The organism is Ruegeria atlantica, assembly GCF_001458195.1.
Lineage (GTDB): Bacteria > Pseudomonadota > Alphaproteobacteria > Rhodobacterales > Rhodobacteraceae > Ruegeria > Ruegeria atlantica.
Map to the genome: position 1 here is coordinate 1 of NZ_CYPU01000019.1, position 17,618 is coordinate 17,618.

Annotated in this window: 15 protein-coding genes and 1 pseudogene; 7 read left to right on the top strand and 9 right to left on the bottom strand. The window is 57.5% G+C overall.

Features of this window, described 5'->3' with window-relative positions:
• Positions 1-54: 54 nt before the first annotated feature.
• Positions 55-762, bottom strand: coding sequence for an IS6 family transposase (locus RUA4292_RS05560; protein ID WP_058276709.1), 708 nt, complete (start codon positions 760-762; stop codon positions 55-57).
• A 220-nt stretch (positions 763-982) separates the two neighbouring features.
• On the opposite strand from RUA4292_RS05560, the gene RUA4292_RS05565 reads away from it, so the two are divergent.
• The 7 genes from RUA4292_RS05565 to RUA4292_RS05595 all read left to right on the top strand — a co-directional run bounded on the left by RUA4292_RS05565 (position 983) and on the right by RUA4292_RS05595 (position 8,827).
• On the top strand, positions 983-1,759 hold the full coding sequence (locus RUA4292_RS05565) for a helix-turn-helix transcriptional regulator (RefSeq protein ID WP_145974879.1): 777 nt from the start codon (positions 983-985) through the stop codon (positions 1,757-1,759).
• A gap of 114 nt (positions 1,760-1,873) precedes the next feature.
• Positions 1,874-2,935: an ABC transporter ATP-binding protein gene (locus RUA4292_RS05570; RefSeq protein ID WP_058276711.1), complete on the top strand. Its 1,062-nt coding sequence runs from the start codon at positions 1,874-1,876 to the stop codon at positions 2,933-2,935.
• Positions 2,935-3,891, top strand: a complete 957-nt coding sequence (locus RUA4292_RS05575; RefSeq protein ID WP_058276712.1) for an ABC transporter permease — start codon at positions 2,935-2,937, stop codon at positions 3,889-3,891. Before RUA4292_RS05570 ends, RUA4292_RS05575 begins: the two co-directional genes overlap by 1 nt.
• Complete coding sequence (locus tag RUA4292_RS05580) at positions 3,884-4,714, top strand: ABC transporter permease (protein WP_058276713.1); 831 nt, start codon at positions 3,884-3,886, stop codon at positions 4,712-4,714. Before RUA4292_RS05575 ends, RUA4292_RS05580 begins: the two co-directional genes overlap by 8 nt.
• 50 nt (positions 4,715-4,764) lie before the next feature.
• A complete protein-coding gene (locus RUA4292_RS05585; RefSeq protein WP_058276714.1) occupies positions 4,765-5,796 on the top strand; it encodes an extracellular solute-binding protein in 1,032 nt (343 codons plus the stop codon).
• 110 nt (positions 5,797-5,906) lie between these two features.
• Entirely contained in the window at positions 5,907-7,127 is a 1,221-nt protein-coding gene (locus tag RUA4292_RS05590; RefSeq protein WP_058276715.1) for a serine hydrolase domain-containing protein, read from the top strand.
• A gap of 29 nt (positions 7,128-7,156) precedes the next feature.
• A complete protein-coding gene (locus RUA4292_RS05595) occupies positions 7,157-8,827 on the top strand; it encodes an amidohydrolase (protein WP_058276716.1) in 1,671 nt (556 codons plus the stop codon).
• A 233-nt stretch (positions 8,828-9,060) separates the two neighbouring features.
• On the opposite strand, the pseudogene RUA4292_RS05600 reads toward RUA4292_RS05595, so the two are convergent.
• The 8 genes and pseudogenes from RUA4292_RS05600 to RUA4292_RS05635 form a co-directional block, all read right to left on the bottom strand.
• Positions 9,061-9,408 (bottom strand): annotated as a pseudogene (locus RUA4292_RS05600) (DDE-type integrase/transposase/recombinase); the annotation flags it as partial.
• Between the two features lie 50 nt (positions 9,409-9,458).
• On the bottom strand, positions 9,459-10,166 hold the full coding sequence (locus tag RUA4292_RS05605) for an IS6 family transposase (RefSeq protein WP_058276718.1): 708 nt from the start codon (positions 10,164-10,166) through the stop codon (positions 9,459-9,461).
• Positions 10,167-10,386: 220 nt separating this feature from the next.
• Entirely contained in the window at positions 10,387-11,532 is a 1,146-nt protein-coding gene (locus tag RUA4292_RS05610) for a serine hydrolase domain-containing protein (RefSeq protein ID WP_082637011.1), read from the bottom strand.
• Complete coding sequence (locus RUA4292_RS05615; protein ID WP_058276719.1) at positions 11,529-13,619, bottom strand: acetate--CoA ligase family protein; 2,091 nt, start codon at positions 13,617-13,619, stop codon at positions 11,529-11,531. The genes RUA4292_RS05610 and RUA4292_RS05615 overlap by 4 nt, the downstream gene beginning before the upstream one ends.
• On the bottom strand, positions 13,616-14,776 hold the full coding sequence (locus RUA4292_RS05620; RefSeq protein ID WP_058276720.1) for an acyl-CoA dehydrogenase family protein: 1,161 nt from the start codon (positions 14,774-14,776) through the stop codon (positions 13,616-13,618). The genes RUA4292_RS05615 and RUA4292_RS05620 overlap by 4 nt, the downstream gene beginning before the upstream one ends.
• Positions 14,773-15,585 carry an ABC transporter permease gene (locus RUA4292_RS05625; RefSeq protein WP_058276721.1) on the bottom strand — a complete coding sequence of 271 codons (813 nt, stop codon included), beginning with the start codon at positions 15,583-15,585 and terminating at the stop codon, positions 14,773-14,775. The genes RUA4292_RS05620 and RUA4292_RS05625 overlap by 4 nt, the downstream gene beginning before the upstream one ends.
• Complete coding sequence (locus RUA4292_RS05630; protein ID WP_058276722.1) at positions 15,582-16,430, bottom strand: ABC transporter permease; 849 nt, start codon at positions 16,428-16,430, stop codon at positions 15,582-15,584. Before RUA4292_RS05630 ends, RUA4292_RS05625 begins: the two co-directional genes overlap by 4 nt.
• A gap of 54 nt (positions 16,431-16,484) precedes the next feature.
• Complete coding sequence (locus RUA4292_RS05635; RefSeq protein ID WP_058276723.1) at positions 16,485-17,591, bottom strand: extracellular solute-binding protein; 1,107 nt, start codon at positions 17,589-17,591, stop codon at positions 16,485-16,487.
• Between the last annotated feature and the right edge of the window lie 27 nt (positions 17,592-17,618).

Here is a 17,618-nt window from a genome sequence, read left to right on the forward strand (position 1 = left end):
AGGTGCTGTCAGACTAATTCGAACCAGTCTCAGTTTGCCGCGGAAACCGCGAACCTATCCGGAACAGAGTTGACGCCACTCGCTAAGAGCGGCGGCGCGGGTCAGCTTGAAGGTGCCTCGACTGGCTAGCGATCTTTCCTGGTTGAAGTGGTTGTAGACAGAGGAATGGACGGAGGCGAATTTCTGCAAACTTCGCATGCGCCTGAAACGCTGCATCGCGCGTTCGCGTCTTCGAAACGGCAGGTGCGAATTCTCGACGCGGTTGTTGAGCCACCTGCCCGTCCTTTGTTTTTCGAGAGCACCCAATTCTCTTAGAGCAGCCTTGTAGGAAGCGAAGCGGTCGGTGACGATCTTTTCGGCATTGCCGTGCCGCTTCATCAATTTCCTGAGGAATTTCAGTGCCGCAGCTTTGTTTCGGCGTTTGGTGACGACCGCTTCCAGCACCTCGCCTTCGTGATCCACAGCCCGCCAAAGATAATGCCGCTTACCATTTACCTTCACGAAAACCTCGTCAACGTGCCACTGCCATTTGGAGAACGAGCGCAGCTGCTGAACACGCTTCCGCCTTATCTCAGCAGCAAATATCGGGCCAAACCTGTTCCACCAATATCGGACAGTTTCGTGGCTCACGTCGATGCCTCGCTCATGCAGCAGATCTTCGACATTCCGAAGCGAGAGCGGGAAACGGATGTACAGCATCACTGCAAGGCGAATGATCTCAGGGCTGGTTTTGAAATACTTGAAAGAGGCAGGATTGGTCATGGGCAAAAGCTAAGCAACACCCCTGCCCCGCTCAACCCAAGTTCTTCTGACAGGACCTCTCCAACATTTGAAATCTTGTATCGGAATATGTTTTGAGCATTGATTCAGCAAGTCTATGCGAAAAAACGCCTCTCCCGGCTGATAGCTGCGCGAAAAGGTTGCCAAGTTAAATCCGGCTAGCCACATTGGGCAGAAAACACCCTTTAGCCAGGTGGGATACTTGGGAAAGTCAGATAAGCCAACTTACGCGGAAGACGTCGCCGGGGCGATCAGGGCTGTAGGCACGTCCAGTTTTATGCCGGAATTGTTGAACCTCATGCGCGAGGCAGCTTCGTTCAAGGGCGCGTTTGTCAGCCTTTTGACCCCGGGAAAAGCGCCCGAACATGTCTATGACAATGTGCGTTCGGAGCGCCGCTCGGTTGTTGTCGACCGATGGCTTGATCGCGCCTGGCTGCTGGACCCGTTTGTTGTTCGTTTCATTGGTGAACGCCACGAACCAGTGATGGTACTAAGAGACGTTGCACCGGACAGGTTTGCCAATTCCGACTACTTTCGGATCTACTACAAATCACTGTTTCTGACGGACGAGATCGGGGTGTTCGTGGCAATAGCAAACGGCACCTTGTTTCTTTCTCTCGGTCCTTCCGAGGGAAAAACCCGGTTCACGCGGCGGGATGTCGAACGGTTGACAGACCTGCACCCGATAATGTCGGCGCTTTGCGAGCAGCACTTCCATCGCAACTCCTCGTCAGGCCGACTCGACGCGAGTGAGGTCGATTTCGACGGGGTCATCGACAAGGTTTGCAAAGGTTTGACACAGCGGGAGATCGAGGTCGTGCAGTTCCTTTTGCGCGGGCACTCGACGCGATCCATTGCGCTTTTGCTGGATGTTTCCCCGGCGACGATCAAAGTGCATCGCAAGAACATCTATAGAAAGCTGCACATATCTTCCCAGTCTGCCCTGTTTTCAATGTTTCTGCTTTCGGCAAACGATTAGTCGTACCCTTTTGGGGGTACAAATCACACTGCCCTTTGGAGGTATTCACAGGGTAGGTCTCCCGGCTCTAAGCTGATTCTACAAATCAACAAGTGCGGGTGTCCGGATCAGACCATGATCGACGTAAAGAATGTGACAAAACGCTTTGGCGAAGGTCAGGCGGCCGTGACGGCTCTGGAGGACGTGTCGCTGACCATTCCCGAAGGAAGCTTTTTCACGCTTTTGGGCCCGTCAGGTTGTGGCAAGACAACACTACTGCGGCTGATCGCCGGGTTCGAGCTTCCAAGCGAAGGCGAAATAGCGCTGGACGGCGAGTCGATTGGCCATCTGGCACCCAACAATCGGCCCGTGAACACGGTGTTTCAGAACTACGCCCTGTTTCCGCACATGAGTGTGGCCCGCAATGTCGGGTTTGGCCTTGAGATGCTGAAAAGGCCGAAAGCCGAGATCGACAGCACCATCACCGAGATGCTGGACCTGGTGCAGCTGGGCGAGTTTGCGACGCGCCGGGTTGATCAATTGTCAGGCGGGCAACAGCAACGCGTGGCTTTGGCGCGCGCACTGGCGCCGCGCCCAAAGGTTCTGCTGCTGGACGAACCCCTTTCTGCTCTGGACCTGAAACTTCGCAAAGGAATGCAGAGCGAGTTGAAGCGACTGCAGCATGAGACAGGCATTACGTTTGTGTTTGTCACGCATGACCAGGGGGAAGCACTGGCGATGTCGGACCGGATCGCTGTGATGTCGGCAGGCTCGGTACGTCAGGTCGGCACACCGGAAGAGATTTACACAGCCCCGAAAAGCAGGTTCGTCGCGGATTTTATTGGGGACACCAACATCGTAAACGCTACGTTGCTTGGCTTTGACGGAGACGCGGCAAAAATCCGGTTTGGCGAAGGCAAACCACTCACGATTCACACTGCCAGCACCTTGCTCGAACCGGGCCCCGTACATGTCGCTCTGCGCCCCGAAACGATCCGTGTGGTCGAGGAGAGTGCCGAAACAGCGCTCTTGCGTGGCGAGGTCGTGGACAGCACCTACTTCGGAGCCGGGTCGCAAATGCTTGTGCGGCTGGAAGATGGTGTCAGTGTTCACGTCCAGGTTTCCACTCCGCGCCCCGTCGGATCGCGCGTCGGGCTCGAATGTGACACCTCCATGCTGCATGTGCTGGAAGACTGATGGCCGGCGTTGCACATATCCCGCAGCCGGACGCCGCGTCGAGATTGCTTGCGGCGCAGGCCGAGCGCGCGCGTCAAAGACGCAGAACGCGGCTTTTCCTGCTGGCCCCGGGGCTCGGGATTATCGGTATCTTTGGACTGTTCCCGCTCTCTATCGCCCTGGTTTACTCGTTCCTTGAACCCGGGACCTATGGCGGCGTTGAATGGACGTTCTCTTACGACGCCTATGTGCAGTTCCTGTTCGAGCGGGATATTTTTGATGACACGCTGACCTTTAACAGCGCCTATCTTCAGATCTTCGGGCGTTCCTTTGGTCTTGCCATCACCACTATGATTGGAACCCTGATCCTTGGGTTTCCTGTGGCTTACTTCATTGCGGCCCGTCCGCAGGAACAACGAAATTTCTGGCTGTTCGCCATCACTCTGCCGTTTTGGACGAACCTGTTGATCCGTACGTACTCGATGCTTCTGATCGTACGGGACGAGGGTTTTGTGAACCTGACGCTGATGAACATCGGCCTGATCAGCGAGCCGATCGAGATGTTGTACACCGATGGCGCGGTACTGGCCGGGCTGGTCTACAGCTACCTGCCTTTCATGATCCTCCCGATCTATGCCTCGCTGGAGAAGTTCGACTTTTCGCTGCTTGAGGCAGGGCATGATCTCTATGCCACACGCACGCAGGTGTTCCGGCACATCATTATACCGATTACCCGTCCAGGCATTGCCGCGGGCTGCGTTCTTGTGCTGATCCCGGCGCTTGGGGCCTACATCACGCCGGAACTGCTCGGCGGTGGAAAGAAACTGATGATCGGCAACCTGATTGCCCTGCAGTTCGGCTCGGGCCGCAACTGGCCCTTTGGCGCCGCTGCTGCACTGATCCTCATGGCAGTCGTGTTAATCGCGCTTCTTGTCAGCTTGCGGGCAGGTGCTTCGAAGGAGGGTGGACATGGCTAAACTGTCGTCACTCTTCCGGCCGTCGACAGACGCGCGCGAACTGCGCCGGCAACCCCTGTTCACCGGCATGTCCTGGCTGGTTCTGTTGTTCCTCTACGCACCGATTGCCGTCCTGGTCGTGTTCTCGTTCAACGATAACCGCTCCGTTGTGCGCTGGACCGAGTTCAGCTTGCGCTGGTACACGGCGGCCTTGGAAAACGATGACATCCGACGGTCGGCAATGATCTCGGTACAGGTCGCTCTCACCGCGACCATGTTTTCCACCATCATTGCCACAATGGCTGCACTGGCGACAACGCGCGGCAGTGTTTATCGCGGCCGTTCTGCGGCTACTGCGCTCATAAACCAGCCCCTGATGATCCCCGAGATCGTCACGGCGATTGCGACGCTGGCCTTCTTTTCGATCCTGCGCCAGCTCACGGGTGTTACCGGGATCGGCTGGCTGATCCTCGCCCACACAGTTTTCTGCGTGCCCTTTGCTTACATGCCGATCCGCGCACGTTTATCAGATATGTCCGTGACTTACGAAGCCGCCGCCGCCGATTTGTACGCGACGAACTGGCAGACATTCCGCTATGTGACGCTGCCTCTTTTGATGCCCGGTGTTATGGCCGGGGCGATGCTGGCCTTTGTAGTCTCTCTTGACGACGTCATCATCACGCTTCTGGTGGCCGGACCGGGTGAAACCACCTTGCCCATCTATATTCTGGGCCAAATCCGTCGCGGCGTAACGCCAGAGGTCAACGCCGTTTCGACCATCCTGATCGGAGTGACCATAGCCATGGTCGCCCTGACCTTCTTTCTGCAACGCAAACGAAAATAACAAGAAACCCGCGCTGCTGCGGGACGCCATCAATCTCAACGGAGGACAAAATGAAAAACACTCTTCTCAAAGCCGCAGCCATCTCGGCCCTGGCGCTCAGCGCGGCAGGAGCGCATGCCGAAGGCAAACTGAACATCTATAACTGGGGGAACTACACCAACCCCGAGATGATCGAGAAATTCGAAGCCCAATACGATATTGAGGTCACGCTGGACAGCTATGACAGCAATGAAACCATGCTGGCCAAGGTCAAAGAGGGCAACACCGGCTATGATGTTGTTGTTCCTGGCGACTACATGATCGCGATCATGGTCGGCGAAGGCTTACTGGCCGAGATCAACGCTTCCGAAATGGACAACTTCAAGAACATGGACCCGAACTGGGTCGATGTATACTGGGATCCGGGTCGCAAGTATTCGGTCCCATATCAGTGGGGTACGACCAGCTTTACGGTCGACAGCGCGGTCTACAGCGGTGACATAGACACGCTTGGCCTGATCTTCGATACGCCCGAAGAGCTTAAGGGCCGTATCAACATGCTGAATGACATGAATGATGTGATCAACGCCGGCCTGCGCTACCTCGGCTATCCGCGCTGCAACTCTAATCCCGATCAGATGAAAGAGCTGATGGCACTGCTCGAAAATGCCAAGGGTGACTGGCGCACCATGGATTATGCGGTAATCGAAAAGCTGACGTCGAAAGATGTGGACCTGTCGCAAAGCTGGAACGGCGCGGCCATGCGCGCCCGGGCGGATCGCCCGACATTGCAGTACGCCTATCCGAAGGAGGGGTTCACCGGATGGATGGATAACGTCGCGGTTCTTGCCGACGCGCCCAACATGGAAAACGCAAAGCTCTTCGTGAACTTCATGATGGACCCGGAAAACGCTGCAATGACTTCGAACTTTGCGCGTTATGCCAACGGGATCAAAGGTTCCGAGGCATTCATGGATGCCGAGATGCTCGACGCGCCTGAAATCGTGATGCCTGCAGGGGCACCGGTACCCGACTTTGTGAAGCCTTGCGACCAAGACGTTGTGGACCTGTACAACAAGGTTTGGACCCGCCTTAAGCAATAAACTTAAAAGTCACCTGTGGTCGGCCCATCTCTGGTCGAGCCGACCCCTTCCAAAGTTTTTTTTAACCTGACTGCGGCCCCTGTTTGGGTCGCCTTGCGGGAGCATGGAAAATGCAAAACAGCAAATCCGGCACCAGGCCCAAAACAGCGCGTGAGATCGGCATCATGCAGGGTTTCCCGCCCCCGCCTGAGAAACGCCCGTCTCTCGAGAACTGGGACCTCGCCCCGTTCAACCGCTGGACCTTCCAGAACATGCGTAGTCTGTTTCCTACGGTCGATGTTCGTCCGGGCCCGAATCCCCGGGAACTGATGCAGGCGCCCCGTGACCTGCTGGATACTGAGTTTCAGGCCTTTGACGACCGCCAACTATCGGTCGGGAACTGGCTGACTGAGAGCTACACGGATGGCTTCCTAGTGTTGAAAGGCAACCGGCTTTTAACCGAGATATATGCCAACGACTTTACTCCGGACACCGCACATTTGGGGCAATCTGTCTCCAAATCCCTGATCGGCTCTCTGGCCGGTGTGCTTCACCGTGAAGGCAAGCTGGACCTCTGGGAGCCGCTTGACAATATCGTGCCGGAACTTGCTGGGACCGGCTATGCCGGATGCACTGTGGATCAGGCGCTCGATATGCAATCCGGCGTGCGCTTTACCGAGGATTATGGCCTTCCGGACAGTGACATGACACGCGTTGATGTGGCGTCGGGCTGGCGCCCGGTTCGCAAGGGAGAAATCAAACCTACCATTCGGGATGTTATTCTAACTTTGCCCCGGGAAAGACCCCATGGGCAGGCGTTTTCTTACCGCTCGATTGAGACGGATGTCATCGCCTGGGCCTTGGAACGTGTGAGCGGCGAAGACCTTGCTTCGCTCTTGTCCAACCGGATCTGGCAAAAGATTGGCTGCGTGCATTCGGGCTTTTTCACCGTAGACGACGCCAAGACAGCACTCGCTGACGGCGGGTTCAACGCAACTCTTCGGGACTATGCCCGCTTTGGCCGTATGATGGCTGATGGTGGCAAGGTCGGTGACCGACAAGTAGTGCCGGAAAGCTGGGTTTCGGGGATTTGTTCGGGTGCGGACACTTCAAAGCACGGTGACCCGTATGACGTGCTGTCCCCTCAAGGGGCATACCGAAGGTTCTGGTGGGTTCACGACCCGAGGCGCGGCGTGTTCATGGCGCGCGGAGTTTTTGGTCAACTGATCTTCATTGACCTGACCGCGGACGTGGTTATCGTCAAGCTTTCCAGCTGGCCCGACTATCTGATCCAGTCCTTTAGCCACGATGCCGTGCGTGCCTGCGAAGCAATCATTCGCGCGCTTGAGTAGTTCAAACCATTACAGACACAAGAGGCCGCATGTCGCCAACACCTGATCTGATAATCCTCAACGGTTCTCTCCTGACCTTTGACGACGCCACGCCGAAGGCTTCGGCCCTGGCCATTCAGGGCGGCATAATTGTGGCTGTTGGAAACACCGACGACATCCGTACTCTGGCTGGGAATGGAACCAAAATCATCGACGCTGCGGGCGGCACCGTCATGCCAGGCTTTATTGATAGCCATGTCCACCTTTTCGGTGGAGCGGCCGAGTTGGGCATGCTGGACCTGCGCGAAACGACGGGCGCGAATGCTCTGACAAACGTATTGCGAGCCTTTGCGGCCGAGCACCCCGACGAACCTTTGCTTATGGGGGTCGCCGCCGATTACGAAATTCTTGGCCCCGGCGTCACAACGACACGGCAAGATCTGGATCGCATCCTGTCCGAGCGCCCCGTTGCGTTAATGTCGGCCGACCACCACACCGTCTGGGCAAACACAATTGCCTTTGAAAAGGCGGGCATTCTTCACGGCGGCGTCGTTCCCCCCGGTTCGGAAATCGTGATGGCTGGGGATGGTACCGCACAAGGTCAACTGAACGAAACCGGTGCTTTTGGCCCTGTCCTGCGCCTGTCGCAACTGGGAGGGCGCGATCTTCTGGGGTATGTTACAGGAGCGGACCCCGTGCCGCCCGCAACACCAGAGGAACGCGCCTTTGACAAGGAAGTCATACTGCGTGGCCTGAAGCACTGCGCATCCCACGGGATCACGGGGTTGCACAATATGGACGGCAACTTCTATCAACTTGAGCTGCTGAGTGAACTTGAGGCCGAGGGGCGCCTTCCGATCCGTGTTCAGGTGCCCATGCACCTCAAGAACACCGACCCTCTGGATCGGTTGGAAGAGGCCGATGAAATGCGCCGTCGCTTTGCGTCGGATATGGTTTGGTCAGGGCGCGTAAAGATGTTCATGGATGGCGTGCTGGACAGCTACACAGCACTGATGCTCGCGCCATATCCGGGCAAGCCGGAAAGCCTCGGCGATGCTGTATTCAGTGCCGAACACTTTAACGAAGCCTGCATTCGCGCCGATGCAATGGGGTTGCAACTCAGCACGCACGCAATTGGCGACGGTGCCGTTCGGCGCACGCTGGACGGTTACGAGGCAGCGCGCAGTGCCAACGGCGCACGGGATTCCAGACACCGGATCGAGCATATCGAGGTGATAGACCCCTTGGATCTGCCCCGGCTGGCAGCCCTCGACGTCGTTGCCTCTCTTCAACCATTGCATTCACCCGCAGGAGGATTGTTTTCTCCCTATTCGGCCGGAGACATTCTGACAACCGAGCAAATCCCTTTTGCGTTTGCGTGGAACAAAATACGCGAGAGTGGCACCAAGATTTGTTTTTCGACGGATTGGCCAGTCGTTCCCGTCGACACAATGATGACGATTGCCGGAGCGGTAAACTGCAATGAGCTGCCATCGCCCTGGCAGGACAACCGTCAAAGCCTTATGGCCACGCTTTCCGCTTATTCGCATGACAATGCTTGGCTGGAGTTCAACGAGGATCAAAAGGGCCGTCTGAAGTCGGGATATCTGGCCGACATTGCCATTCTCGAACAGGACCTGTTTTCGATTGAGGAAAACCAATTAGCAAATGCGCGCATTGCCGTGACCGTTTGTGGAGGCGCCGTTTCGCATACAGCTTGAAATGCTAAGCAGCGATTGTATCGGTGCTTAGAGAACTTCTTTTAGGCCGCGACGATTGTCGGCATTGCGCAGCAAAGCAGACCTTGGCCTCGAGCGCAGCGAATGACCACTTCCCGCCCATGCGGCCCTGACTCATCAACACCCGTCTTGTTTGGTGAAGCGCTCTCAAACGTGATTCAGGGTGCTGTCAGACTAATTCGAACCAGTCTCAGTTTGCCGCGGAAACCGCGAACCTATCCGGAACAAAGTTGACGCCACTCGGCAAGAGCGGCGGTGCGGGTCAGCTTGAAGGTGTCTCGACTGGCTAGCGATCTTTTCTGGTTGAAGTGGTTGTTGACGGAAGAATGAACAGCGGCGAACTTCTGCAGACTTCGCATCCGCCTGAACCGCTGCATCGCGCGTTCTCGTCGTCGGAATGGGAGGTGCGAGTTCTCAACTCGATTGTTGAGCCACCTTCCCGTCTGTTGTTTTTCGAGAGCACCCAAATCTCTGAGCGCTGCTTTGTAGGATGCAAAACGGTCGGTCGCGACCTCTTCGGCGCAACCGTGCCGTTTCATCAATTTCTTAAGGAATTTCAGGGTGCTGTCAGACGAATTCGAACCAGTCTCTGTTTACCCCTAAATGCCGGAACTTATGCTGAACAAAGTTGGCGCCACTCGGAGAGAGCAGCGGCGCGGTTGAGCTTGAAATTGTCTCTGCTGTAGAGGGCGCGTTCCTGATTGAAATGGTTGTGGACGGATGAATGAACTGCGGCGAACTTCTGCAAACATCGCATTTGCCTGAAGCGGAGCATCGCACATTCTCGTCGTCGAAATGGCAGATGGGAATTCTCGGCCCGATTGTTCAGCCAGCGGCCGGTCTCTTGCCGACTACCGTTCCCGACAACTCTCATCGCCGCGCCATAAGACCGCAGTTTTTCCGTCACGATGGATTCAGGTTGACCGTAGCGTTTCATTGATTTTCTGAGGAATTTCAACGCAGCTTTGCGGTCACGGCGCTTGGTCACATAACTTTCCAGCACCTCGCCTTCGTGATCCACAGCCCGCCACAGGTAGTGCGTCTCGCCATTGATCTTCACGAAGACCTCGTCCAGATGCCACTGCCAGTTCGAATAAGATCGCATCCGATTGACCCTGTTTCTGCGGATCTCTGCCGCGAATATCGGGCCAAATCTGTTCCACCAATAACGCACAGTTTCGTGGCTGATCTCGATGCCGCGCTCGTGCAAAAGATCTTCAACATTGCGAAGCGAAAGCGGAAACCGAACATACATCATGACGGCCAGACGGATGATCTCGGGGCTCGTCTTGAAGCAGCGAAAAGGGCTGCGTTTTGTCATCCTGCGACGCTAAGTGCTCGCCCTGCCCGCCTCAATAAGTTTCTTCTGACAGTGCCGACACAAGAGATTTAGTAGGCACATACCCGACCAAACATAAGAACTGCGTTTCCAGTTGCGGGCAGTCGGCGCGCACCGAATATTCTTGAGCTGTCGAATACCCTGGTCACGGATGAAGTCTTTGGTCGCCAAAGAGCAAGAACCGATACGCGCTGCATCAAGTCTATTCTGCTTCGGCCAAGCAAACCTGTCGAAGAACGCGTGCGACCGTGCTCATATATGTCTCATCATACCCTGCGTCGTTTTCCAGAACGCTGAGGAAAGCACAGGAAGTGCCTGTGACCGTATCCACCATCAGAAACTGCCCCCCGTAGCCGGCATGGCCGACAACCCGCCCGTCGGTCATGGTTTGGTTGGAGTACCGCAGCCAGTCTTTTGGCGGCGTCAACGCAGGTGCCGCGCGGGTCAGGGTCTGGCGCAGGAATGCCGCATTGCCCGGTGGGCTTCCGAACAGATCAGCCCCTTCCCTCGCCAGCAACAGGCCGAACCGGGCAAGGTCACGCGCGCTCAGGCAACCGCCGCCGGAGAAGGCCGGATAACCATCCTTGCTGAGACTAATATGAAACGCCCCTTCATACCCCACTGCATCTGCGATCTGCTCAATCAAAGCGGCAAGAGGAACCCGAGACACCGCTGCGGCGACTAGTGTCAGCACATCAGTGTTGGCCGATTTGTACTCCGCTTCGGTGCGCGCCTCTTTCTCCCGAAACCCCGTGACCCCGGCAACAAAATCCTTGAGCGTGATTTCATCCTGCCCCTGCGCGGGCAGACGCCAGCCCAGGGCAATCTCTTCATCGTAGCAATCCGCATGCGGGTCATCATAGTCTTCGGAAAAATCATTGCTCACCGCCATATCCAGGAGGGCCTGCACGGTAGCCTCTCGGTAGCCAGTGCCGATATCGGGCAGGTATTGCGCAACCTCGGCCTCAGGCAAGACCAACCCTTGGCCGATCAACTGCCCCATGATCAGATGAATGTGCAGTTTCGTGATGGATTGGATTGAATGCGGCTGGGTCGTCGAAAAATCCGGGGCGGCCTGCTCCATGATGACCTGCCCTCCGCGCAGGCAGCAAAACGCGGAGAAGGCGGGATGCGCCAAAAGGTCCGCCAGCGCCGGAACGGTTGCGGTCAGGTCCTGATCGGCCGTTTCAAGCATCAGCACGTTACGCGAGCGCACCATCAAGCTACGCCGAAACAGCCGGTGCGCGTTGTGAAATCCATGGCGGCGGTGGGCAGGCTGGTTCCAACGCTGCTTGTTGTCTGGACCCACGGTCAGGTCCGGGTTGGGGATTACCCTCAACCTGCTCATGCGCAATTCTCGTGGATCAGCGCGTCGACGGCGACAATGTGGTCGGCATAGACAAACATCGGGTTGATCTCAATTTCGCTGATCTTTTCGCGATCCTGCAGGAAGGCACAACAAAGGCCGTACAGCGCGTCGACTACCTTGTCCATATCAGCGCGCGGACGGCCCCGAAAACCCTCCAACAGTCGGAAAACCTTAAGCGATCTCAAAGCACAGAAGATATCGTCCTCGGTGGCGGGCAGAAGTAGCGTGGCGGCATCGCCAACCAGTTCCGTCAAAACGCCACCACTGCCCAGCACCAGTGCCGCGCCAAACTGCGGATCACTGCGCAGGGTCACGATCATCTCGGCTAAGGGCGTGGGCGACATCGCCTCAATCAGATAGCGGTCTGTTATGGCCTGCCCATCATGGGCGGCCACGGACCCGTTCATCTGATCAAGCGCATGCTTCAATCCCGAAGCATCAGCAATGCCCAAAGCGACCGCGCCCGCCTCGCTTTTGTGGGCAATCCGGGGGGACATCATCTTGAGGGCCACCGGATAGCCAACCTTGTGCGCGACCGCCTCTGCATATTGGGCCGTCGTTGTCTGTCCCCGCGGCACCATGAAACCGCGCTCTGCAAGCCACGCCTTGCCTGCGTCTTCGGTCAGCATCCGCGGGATGCCAGCCGGGATTCCCGCAAAAAGAGGAGCCGGTTTTGCAGCCAAGATGCGGTTGCGCCGCTCGCCCCAGATCGCGGCGCTTTGCACGGCATTCAGCGTTTCGTGAATGCCCTGCATCGGCGCGATGCCAGTCGATATCAGATGACGGCGGGTTTCCGTGTCCAGATTCTCTGGCAAAGTCGCGCAGATCGCCGCCGGAATCCCTCGTTCGCTAGCCGCCTGTGCAAATGCCCCCGCATCGTTCTGATAATAGATCTTGGACGCATCCAGCCCCTCCGCCGGATAGTCCTGGACGAGAACCGCCGCATCTGCCGCCATCGCATCCATCGCTTTGGCAAAAACAGGATAGGTGTGTTCGGCCTGCCCCCATATTGGCGTGGTGTAGTCCAGCGGGTTTGACACGGTAGCAATGTCAGGCAGCAAGTCAGCCAGTGCCGCACGTTCATCAGCGCGCACGACCGGGAACGCTAGCCCAATCTTTTCCGCGTGATCGGCCAGCATCGTTGCCCCACCCCCGGAACAGGTGAACCCAGCCACGTTCGGTCCCTCGGGCGCCCCCACAACGCAGAGGTATTTCAGTGTTTCCAGAAACTGCGCGGGGTTCGTCACGCTGATCACACCGGTGCGCGCAAACAACCCCTCATAGAGCGCATCTGATCCCGAAAGCGAGCCTGTGTGACTGACTGTCAGCGCCGCCCCGATTGAAGAGCTGCCTGTCTTGAGTGCAACCACAGCCACGCCCCGTTCAATGGCCTTGAGGGCGGCGCGTTCAAAGGCGGGCATGTCTTGCAGGCCTTCGATGTGCAATCCGATGGCGCGCACGGCTGGATCCTCTGCAAAGGCGTCCAGAAAATCCTCCAACCCCAGCACCGCCTGATTGCCCGCTGACACCATATAAGCCAGCGGCAAGGAGCGCGCGCTCATAGTGATGTCGGATGAAAACATGCCTGACTGCGTGACAATCGCCGCGCCATACCCGGGCGACCAGCCGCCATGTTCAAAGGACCAGAGTGCGGCGTTGTCGATGTAGTTGATCAACCCGTAGCAGTTGGGCCCGATCAGAGCCATTTCTCCGGTTGCCGCGATCAGGGACTGTTCTGCCGCAGTATCGCCGGTTTCCTTGAAGCCTGCGGAAAAACAAACCACCCCACCAACGCCCATCTCAGCCAACTTGCCCAAGGCGGCGACAACACCAGCCGCCGGGATGGCCAGATAGACCGCATCGGGGGCGTCCGGCAAATCAGCGAAGGAGGGCACGCAAGGCACACCCTCCAGATCAGCCCGCTTTGGATTCACCGCCCACATTTGCCCCGCAAACCCACGCCTGCGCGCCTCGCGCACGGCAATGGTCGCATCCCGCCCACCGACAAAGGCGATGGAACGCGGCTTGAGAAGCCGCTCAAAGTTGGCGCGTCTCTTTGGGGTCATGCACCCAGCGGCCGCAGAATGGAGCGGGTGATGATGTGGCGCTGGATTTCGGAGGTGCCGTCCCAGATGCGCTCAAGTCGGCTGTCGCGCCAGAAGCGTTGGATCGGCATTTCCTCCATCAACCCCATGCCGCCAAAGATCTGAACCGCATCATCCGCAATCTTGCCCAGCATTTCTGAGCAGAAGACCTTGATCATCGCCGCATCCGCATCGCTCATCACGCCCCGTTCGGCACGCGCCACGGCGTCTTTGACCATCAGGTCGGCGGCGCGAAGCTGGATCGTGCCATCCGCAAGCCGGAACCCCGTGGCCTGAAAGGCCCCGATGGGTTTGCCAAACTGCTTGCGTGACGCGGCCCAATCGGTGGCCATCTCCAGGATACGCTCCGCCTTGCCGCAACAGGTCGCCCCCACCCAGATGCGTCCCATGCCCAGCCATTTACCCGAGAGTTCAAGGCCACAACCTTCCTCCCCCAGCACCTGCTCCGGACCAAGACGCACGTTGTCGAAATTCAGCTCAAACGTCTTGTAGCCCCGATAGCTGACACATTTGGTGCCTTCGCGGCAGTCAAAGCCCGGTGTGCCCACGTCCACCAAAAAGGCCGTCACCCGTTTGCGCGGTCCACGCGGGGTTTCGTCAGCGCCCGTCGCGGCAAAGACAATCGCAAAATCGGGCATACAGGGGCCGGAGATAAAGTGCTTCGACCCATTCAGGATCCAGTCATCCCCGTCGCGCCGGGCGTTGGTCTTCATGCCCATCACGTCGGACCCGGCATCAGGTTCCGTCAGGGCGAATAATTCGCGTTTTTCGCCGCGCACGGCGGGGAAAAGGTAACACTCGCGCTGGTCCCCTTCGCAGGCCATCAGCAATTCCGTGGGCCGCGCAGCCCAGCTTTGCAGGGCATGGCTGGTCTTGCCATACTCGCGTTCAATCAGGGACATCGGGCCATAGCCAAGGCCGCCACCCCCGACCTCTTCGGGCAGGTTGCAGGCAAACAGTCCCAACTCATGGGACTTCGCTTCAATCTGACGGCCAATCTCTTCGGGGACATAGCCCAGACGATCCACTTCCTCTTCGCGGGGATACATCTCTGTTTCCACAAAACGGCGGACGGTGCTGACCAGCAGGTCGGTTTCAACACTGGCTTCCATGTTCATTTGTTGCCTCCTTCTGGGGCTTCAGATTTGGCGCTACGGCGTGACATGATCGAAAAGATCACAAAGGCAATAAGCGTGATGGCGATCAACACCACAGCGGCTGCGGCCACCGTTGGGTCGGTGTTTTCGCGGATGCCATTCCACATGCGGCGCGGCAGGGTGTAGACGGAGTACTTGGAGATGAACAACGTCACGACAATTTCATCCCAGCTGAGAATGAAGGCAAAGAGCGCCCCGGCAAAGACCCCCGGTTTGATTGAGGGCAGAATGACCCGGCGCATGGTGGTCCAGTTCGACGCACCAAGGTTCTTGGAGGCTTGCTCAAGCCTTGGATCAAAGGTCGCCAGTGAGGCGCTGACTGTGATCAGCACCATGGGTGCTGCAAGGATCGTATGTGCGAGGATCAGCCCGGCGTAGCTGTCCAGAAGGCCAAGCGGGATCCACAGCCGATAGAACGCCATGGCAGAAATGATCTGCGGGATGATCAGCGGCAACAACAGGAACGCGCGCACCAGTTCGGAGTATTTCGAGGATACCCGCCACAGGCCAATGGCACAAAGCGTGCCAAGGAAGGTCGCCAGCAGGGATGTCGACACCGCGATCACCCCGCTTTGAAAAAAGCTCGATAGCCACTCCTCAGACGTGAACAGCTTTTCGAAATGACGCAGCGATAGCTCTCCCTTTGGCATCGAGAGGAACCGCTTGGGCGTCAGCGACACCGGGATCGCAATCAGCGCAGGTGTCACCAGAAACAGCAGCAACACCCAGGCACCCACACGGTTGAACTTGGCGAACAATCCAGGGGTCATCGCGCAGCCCCCCCGAACACGGTGCTGAGCTTCATGAAGCGCGACATGACCCAAAGCATCGCCAGCACGCCTGCCAGCATGATCGCCGCCAGCATCGCGGCTGTGCCCCACTTAAGGGTGACCAGCAACTGCACCGAAATGTACTCTGCCACCATCAGCACCTTGCCTCCGCCCAGCACGGCGGGGGTGACGTAAAACCCAAGGCTCAGGATGAACACCAGCAGGGTGGAGGCGACCAACCCCGGCAAGGTCAGCGGCAGATAGATGCGCCAGAAGGTCTGCGTGCCGCTGGCACCCAGATTGCGTGAGGCGTCCATCACGCGCGTGTCAAGCGACTGCATCGAGACCAGCAGAGGCAGCACCGCATAGGGGATCATGTAATGCACCATGCCGATCAGCACGCCCAACTCATTGCGCATAAAGGCGATGGGTTCGGCAATCAGACCGATGTTTTCCAGCGTGCCGTTCACCAGCCCCTTGCGCCCCAACAGCATAAGCCAGCTGAAGGTGCGCACCAGAATAGAGATCCAGAAGGACACAAGCAGCAGCGTCAGCATGTAGTTCTTCTGGCGCTGGTGGCAGTGCACCATGGCATAGGCGATGGAATAGCCCAGCGTCACGCTGAACACCGTGGTGATGATGCAGATGCGCACAGTGGTCCAGACAATGCGGATCAGCGCGTCGCTTTCACCCAGTTTGGCGTAATTGCCAAAGCCCGGTTCAGGATCCGTGACCGACAGCCACAAGATGTTCAGGATCGGCCCCAAATACAACGCCACCACCAGCACCAACAAGGGTGCGATGATCAACCATCCGGGATGGATATGGCGGGAGAGTGTATGCATAAGACGTCCTAAAATGCTGGCCGCGCCTCAGGAAAAACGCGACCAGCCTTGGGGTTAGCTGATCGCTTCGAGGAAAGCGTTCACTGCATCACCGCCATTTTTGCCCCACCAATCGGGATCATTGTAAACGATCTTGTCGATGTTCTTGGCTGAGGTGATGGCGTAATCCTGCTGATCCTCCGGGATTTGGCCAAAAGCTTCGGGGTTGGATGGTGTCATGCCAAGGCAATCCAGCAGCGCAAGCTGCGCCGGCACCTCCTGTGCTGTCGCGATGAATTCCATCGCGGCCGCACCCGCAGGATTGCCCGCAGGCACGATATAGGCCCCCGGCATTGCCATGGCCTGATTGTTGACCAGCTTGTAGCGGCCATCGGTGTCATTCTCGATATTGCGGCCCCGGTTCTGCCAAACCATACCCAGCGAAACCTCTCCGTTCACAACCATGGAATGCGCCTCGGACCCAGAGCCCCAGTAAAGGCTGTTGTCCTTGATGGATTTGATCTTGGCTAGCGCGCGGTCCATGTCGAGCGGGTAAAGCGCATCCCCTGCCACGCCATCTGCCATCAGCGCCGCTTCGAGCGATCCGTTGGCCCATTTATAAAGCGAACGCATGCCTGGGTACTTTTCGACATCAAAGAAATCCGCCCAGTTTTGGGGGGGATTATCCCCGTAAGCTTCGGTGTCATAGACAAAGGCATAGCCGTATAGGATCACCGAGACGCCATACTCCAGCGCATAGCCAGGCAGGGTTTTCTCTTTGGAGACAACAGAATAATCAATAGACTCCAGATGGCCGGTGGGCCCAAGCGATACCGCATTGAACAAGTCCGCATCCGCCACGTCCGCCGTGACATTGCCACTATCGACCATCTCCTTGATCTTGCCTTCCAAGGGTCCGGAGGTGTCGAATTTCAGTCCTTTTCCAGTCTTGGCGGTGAAGGCCTCGCCGATGGCAGAGCCATGGCATTCCTCGGACTGACCGCCCCAGTTCCACATCACCACGTGATCGGCAGCGGCCTGGGCGTCACCGGCCAGCACCGCGTTCATTGCCACACCCGAGGCACCGCACAGGGCCAGGAATGTGCGCCGGTCCATGCGACCGGCCTTATAGGCGTGGGCGCCTTCGGTCAGCATCTCTTTCTTGAATTGCTTGTCGTGCATTTTGGTCCTCCTATTGGGTTCGGGAGT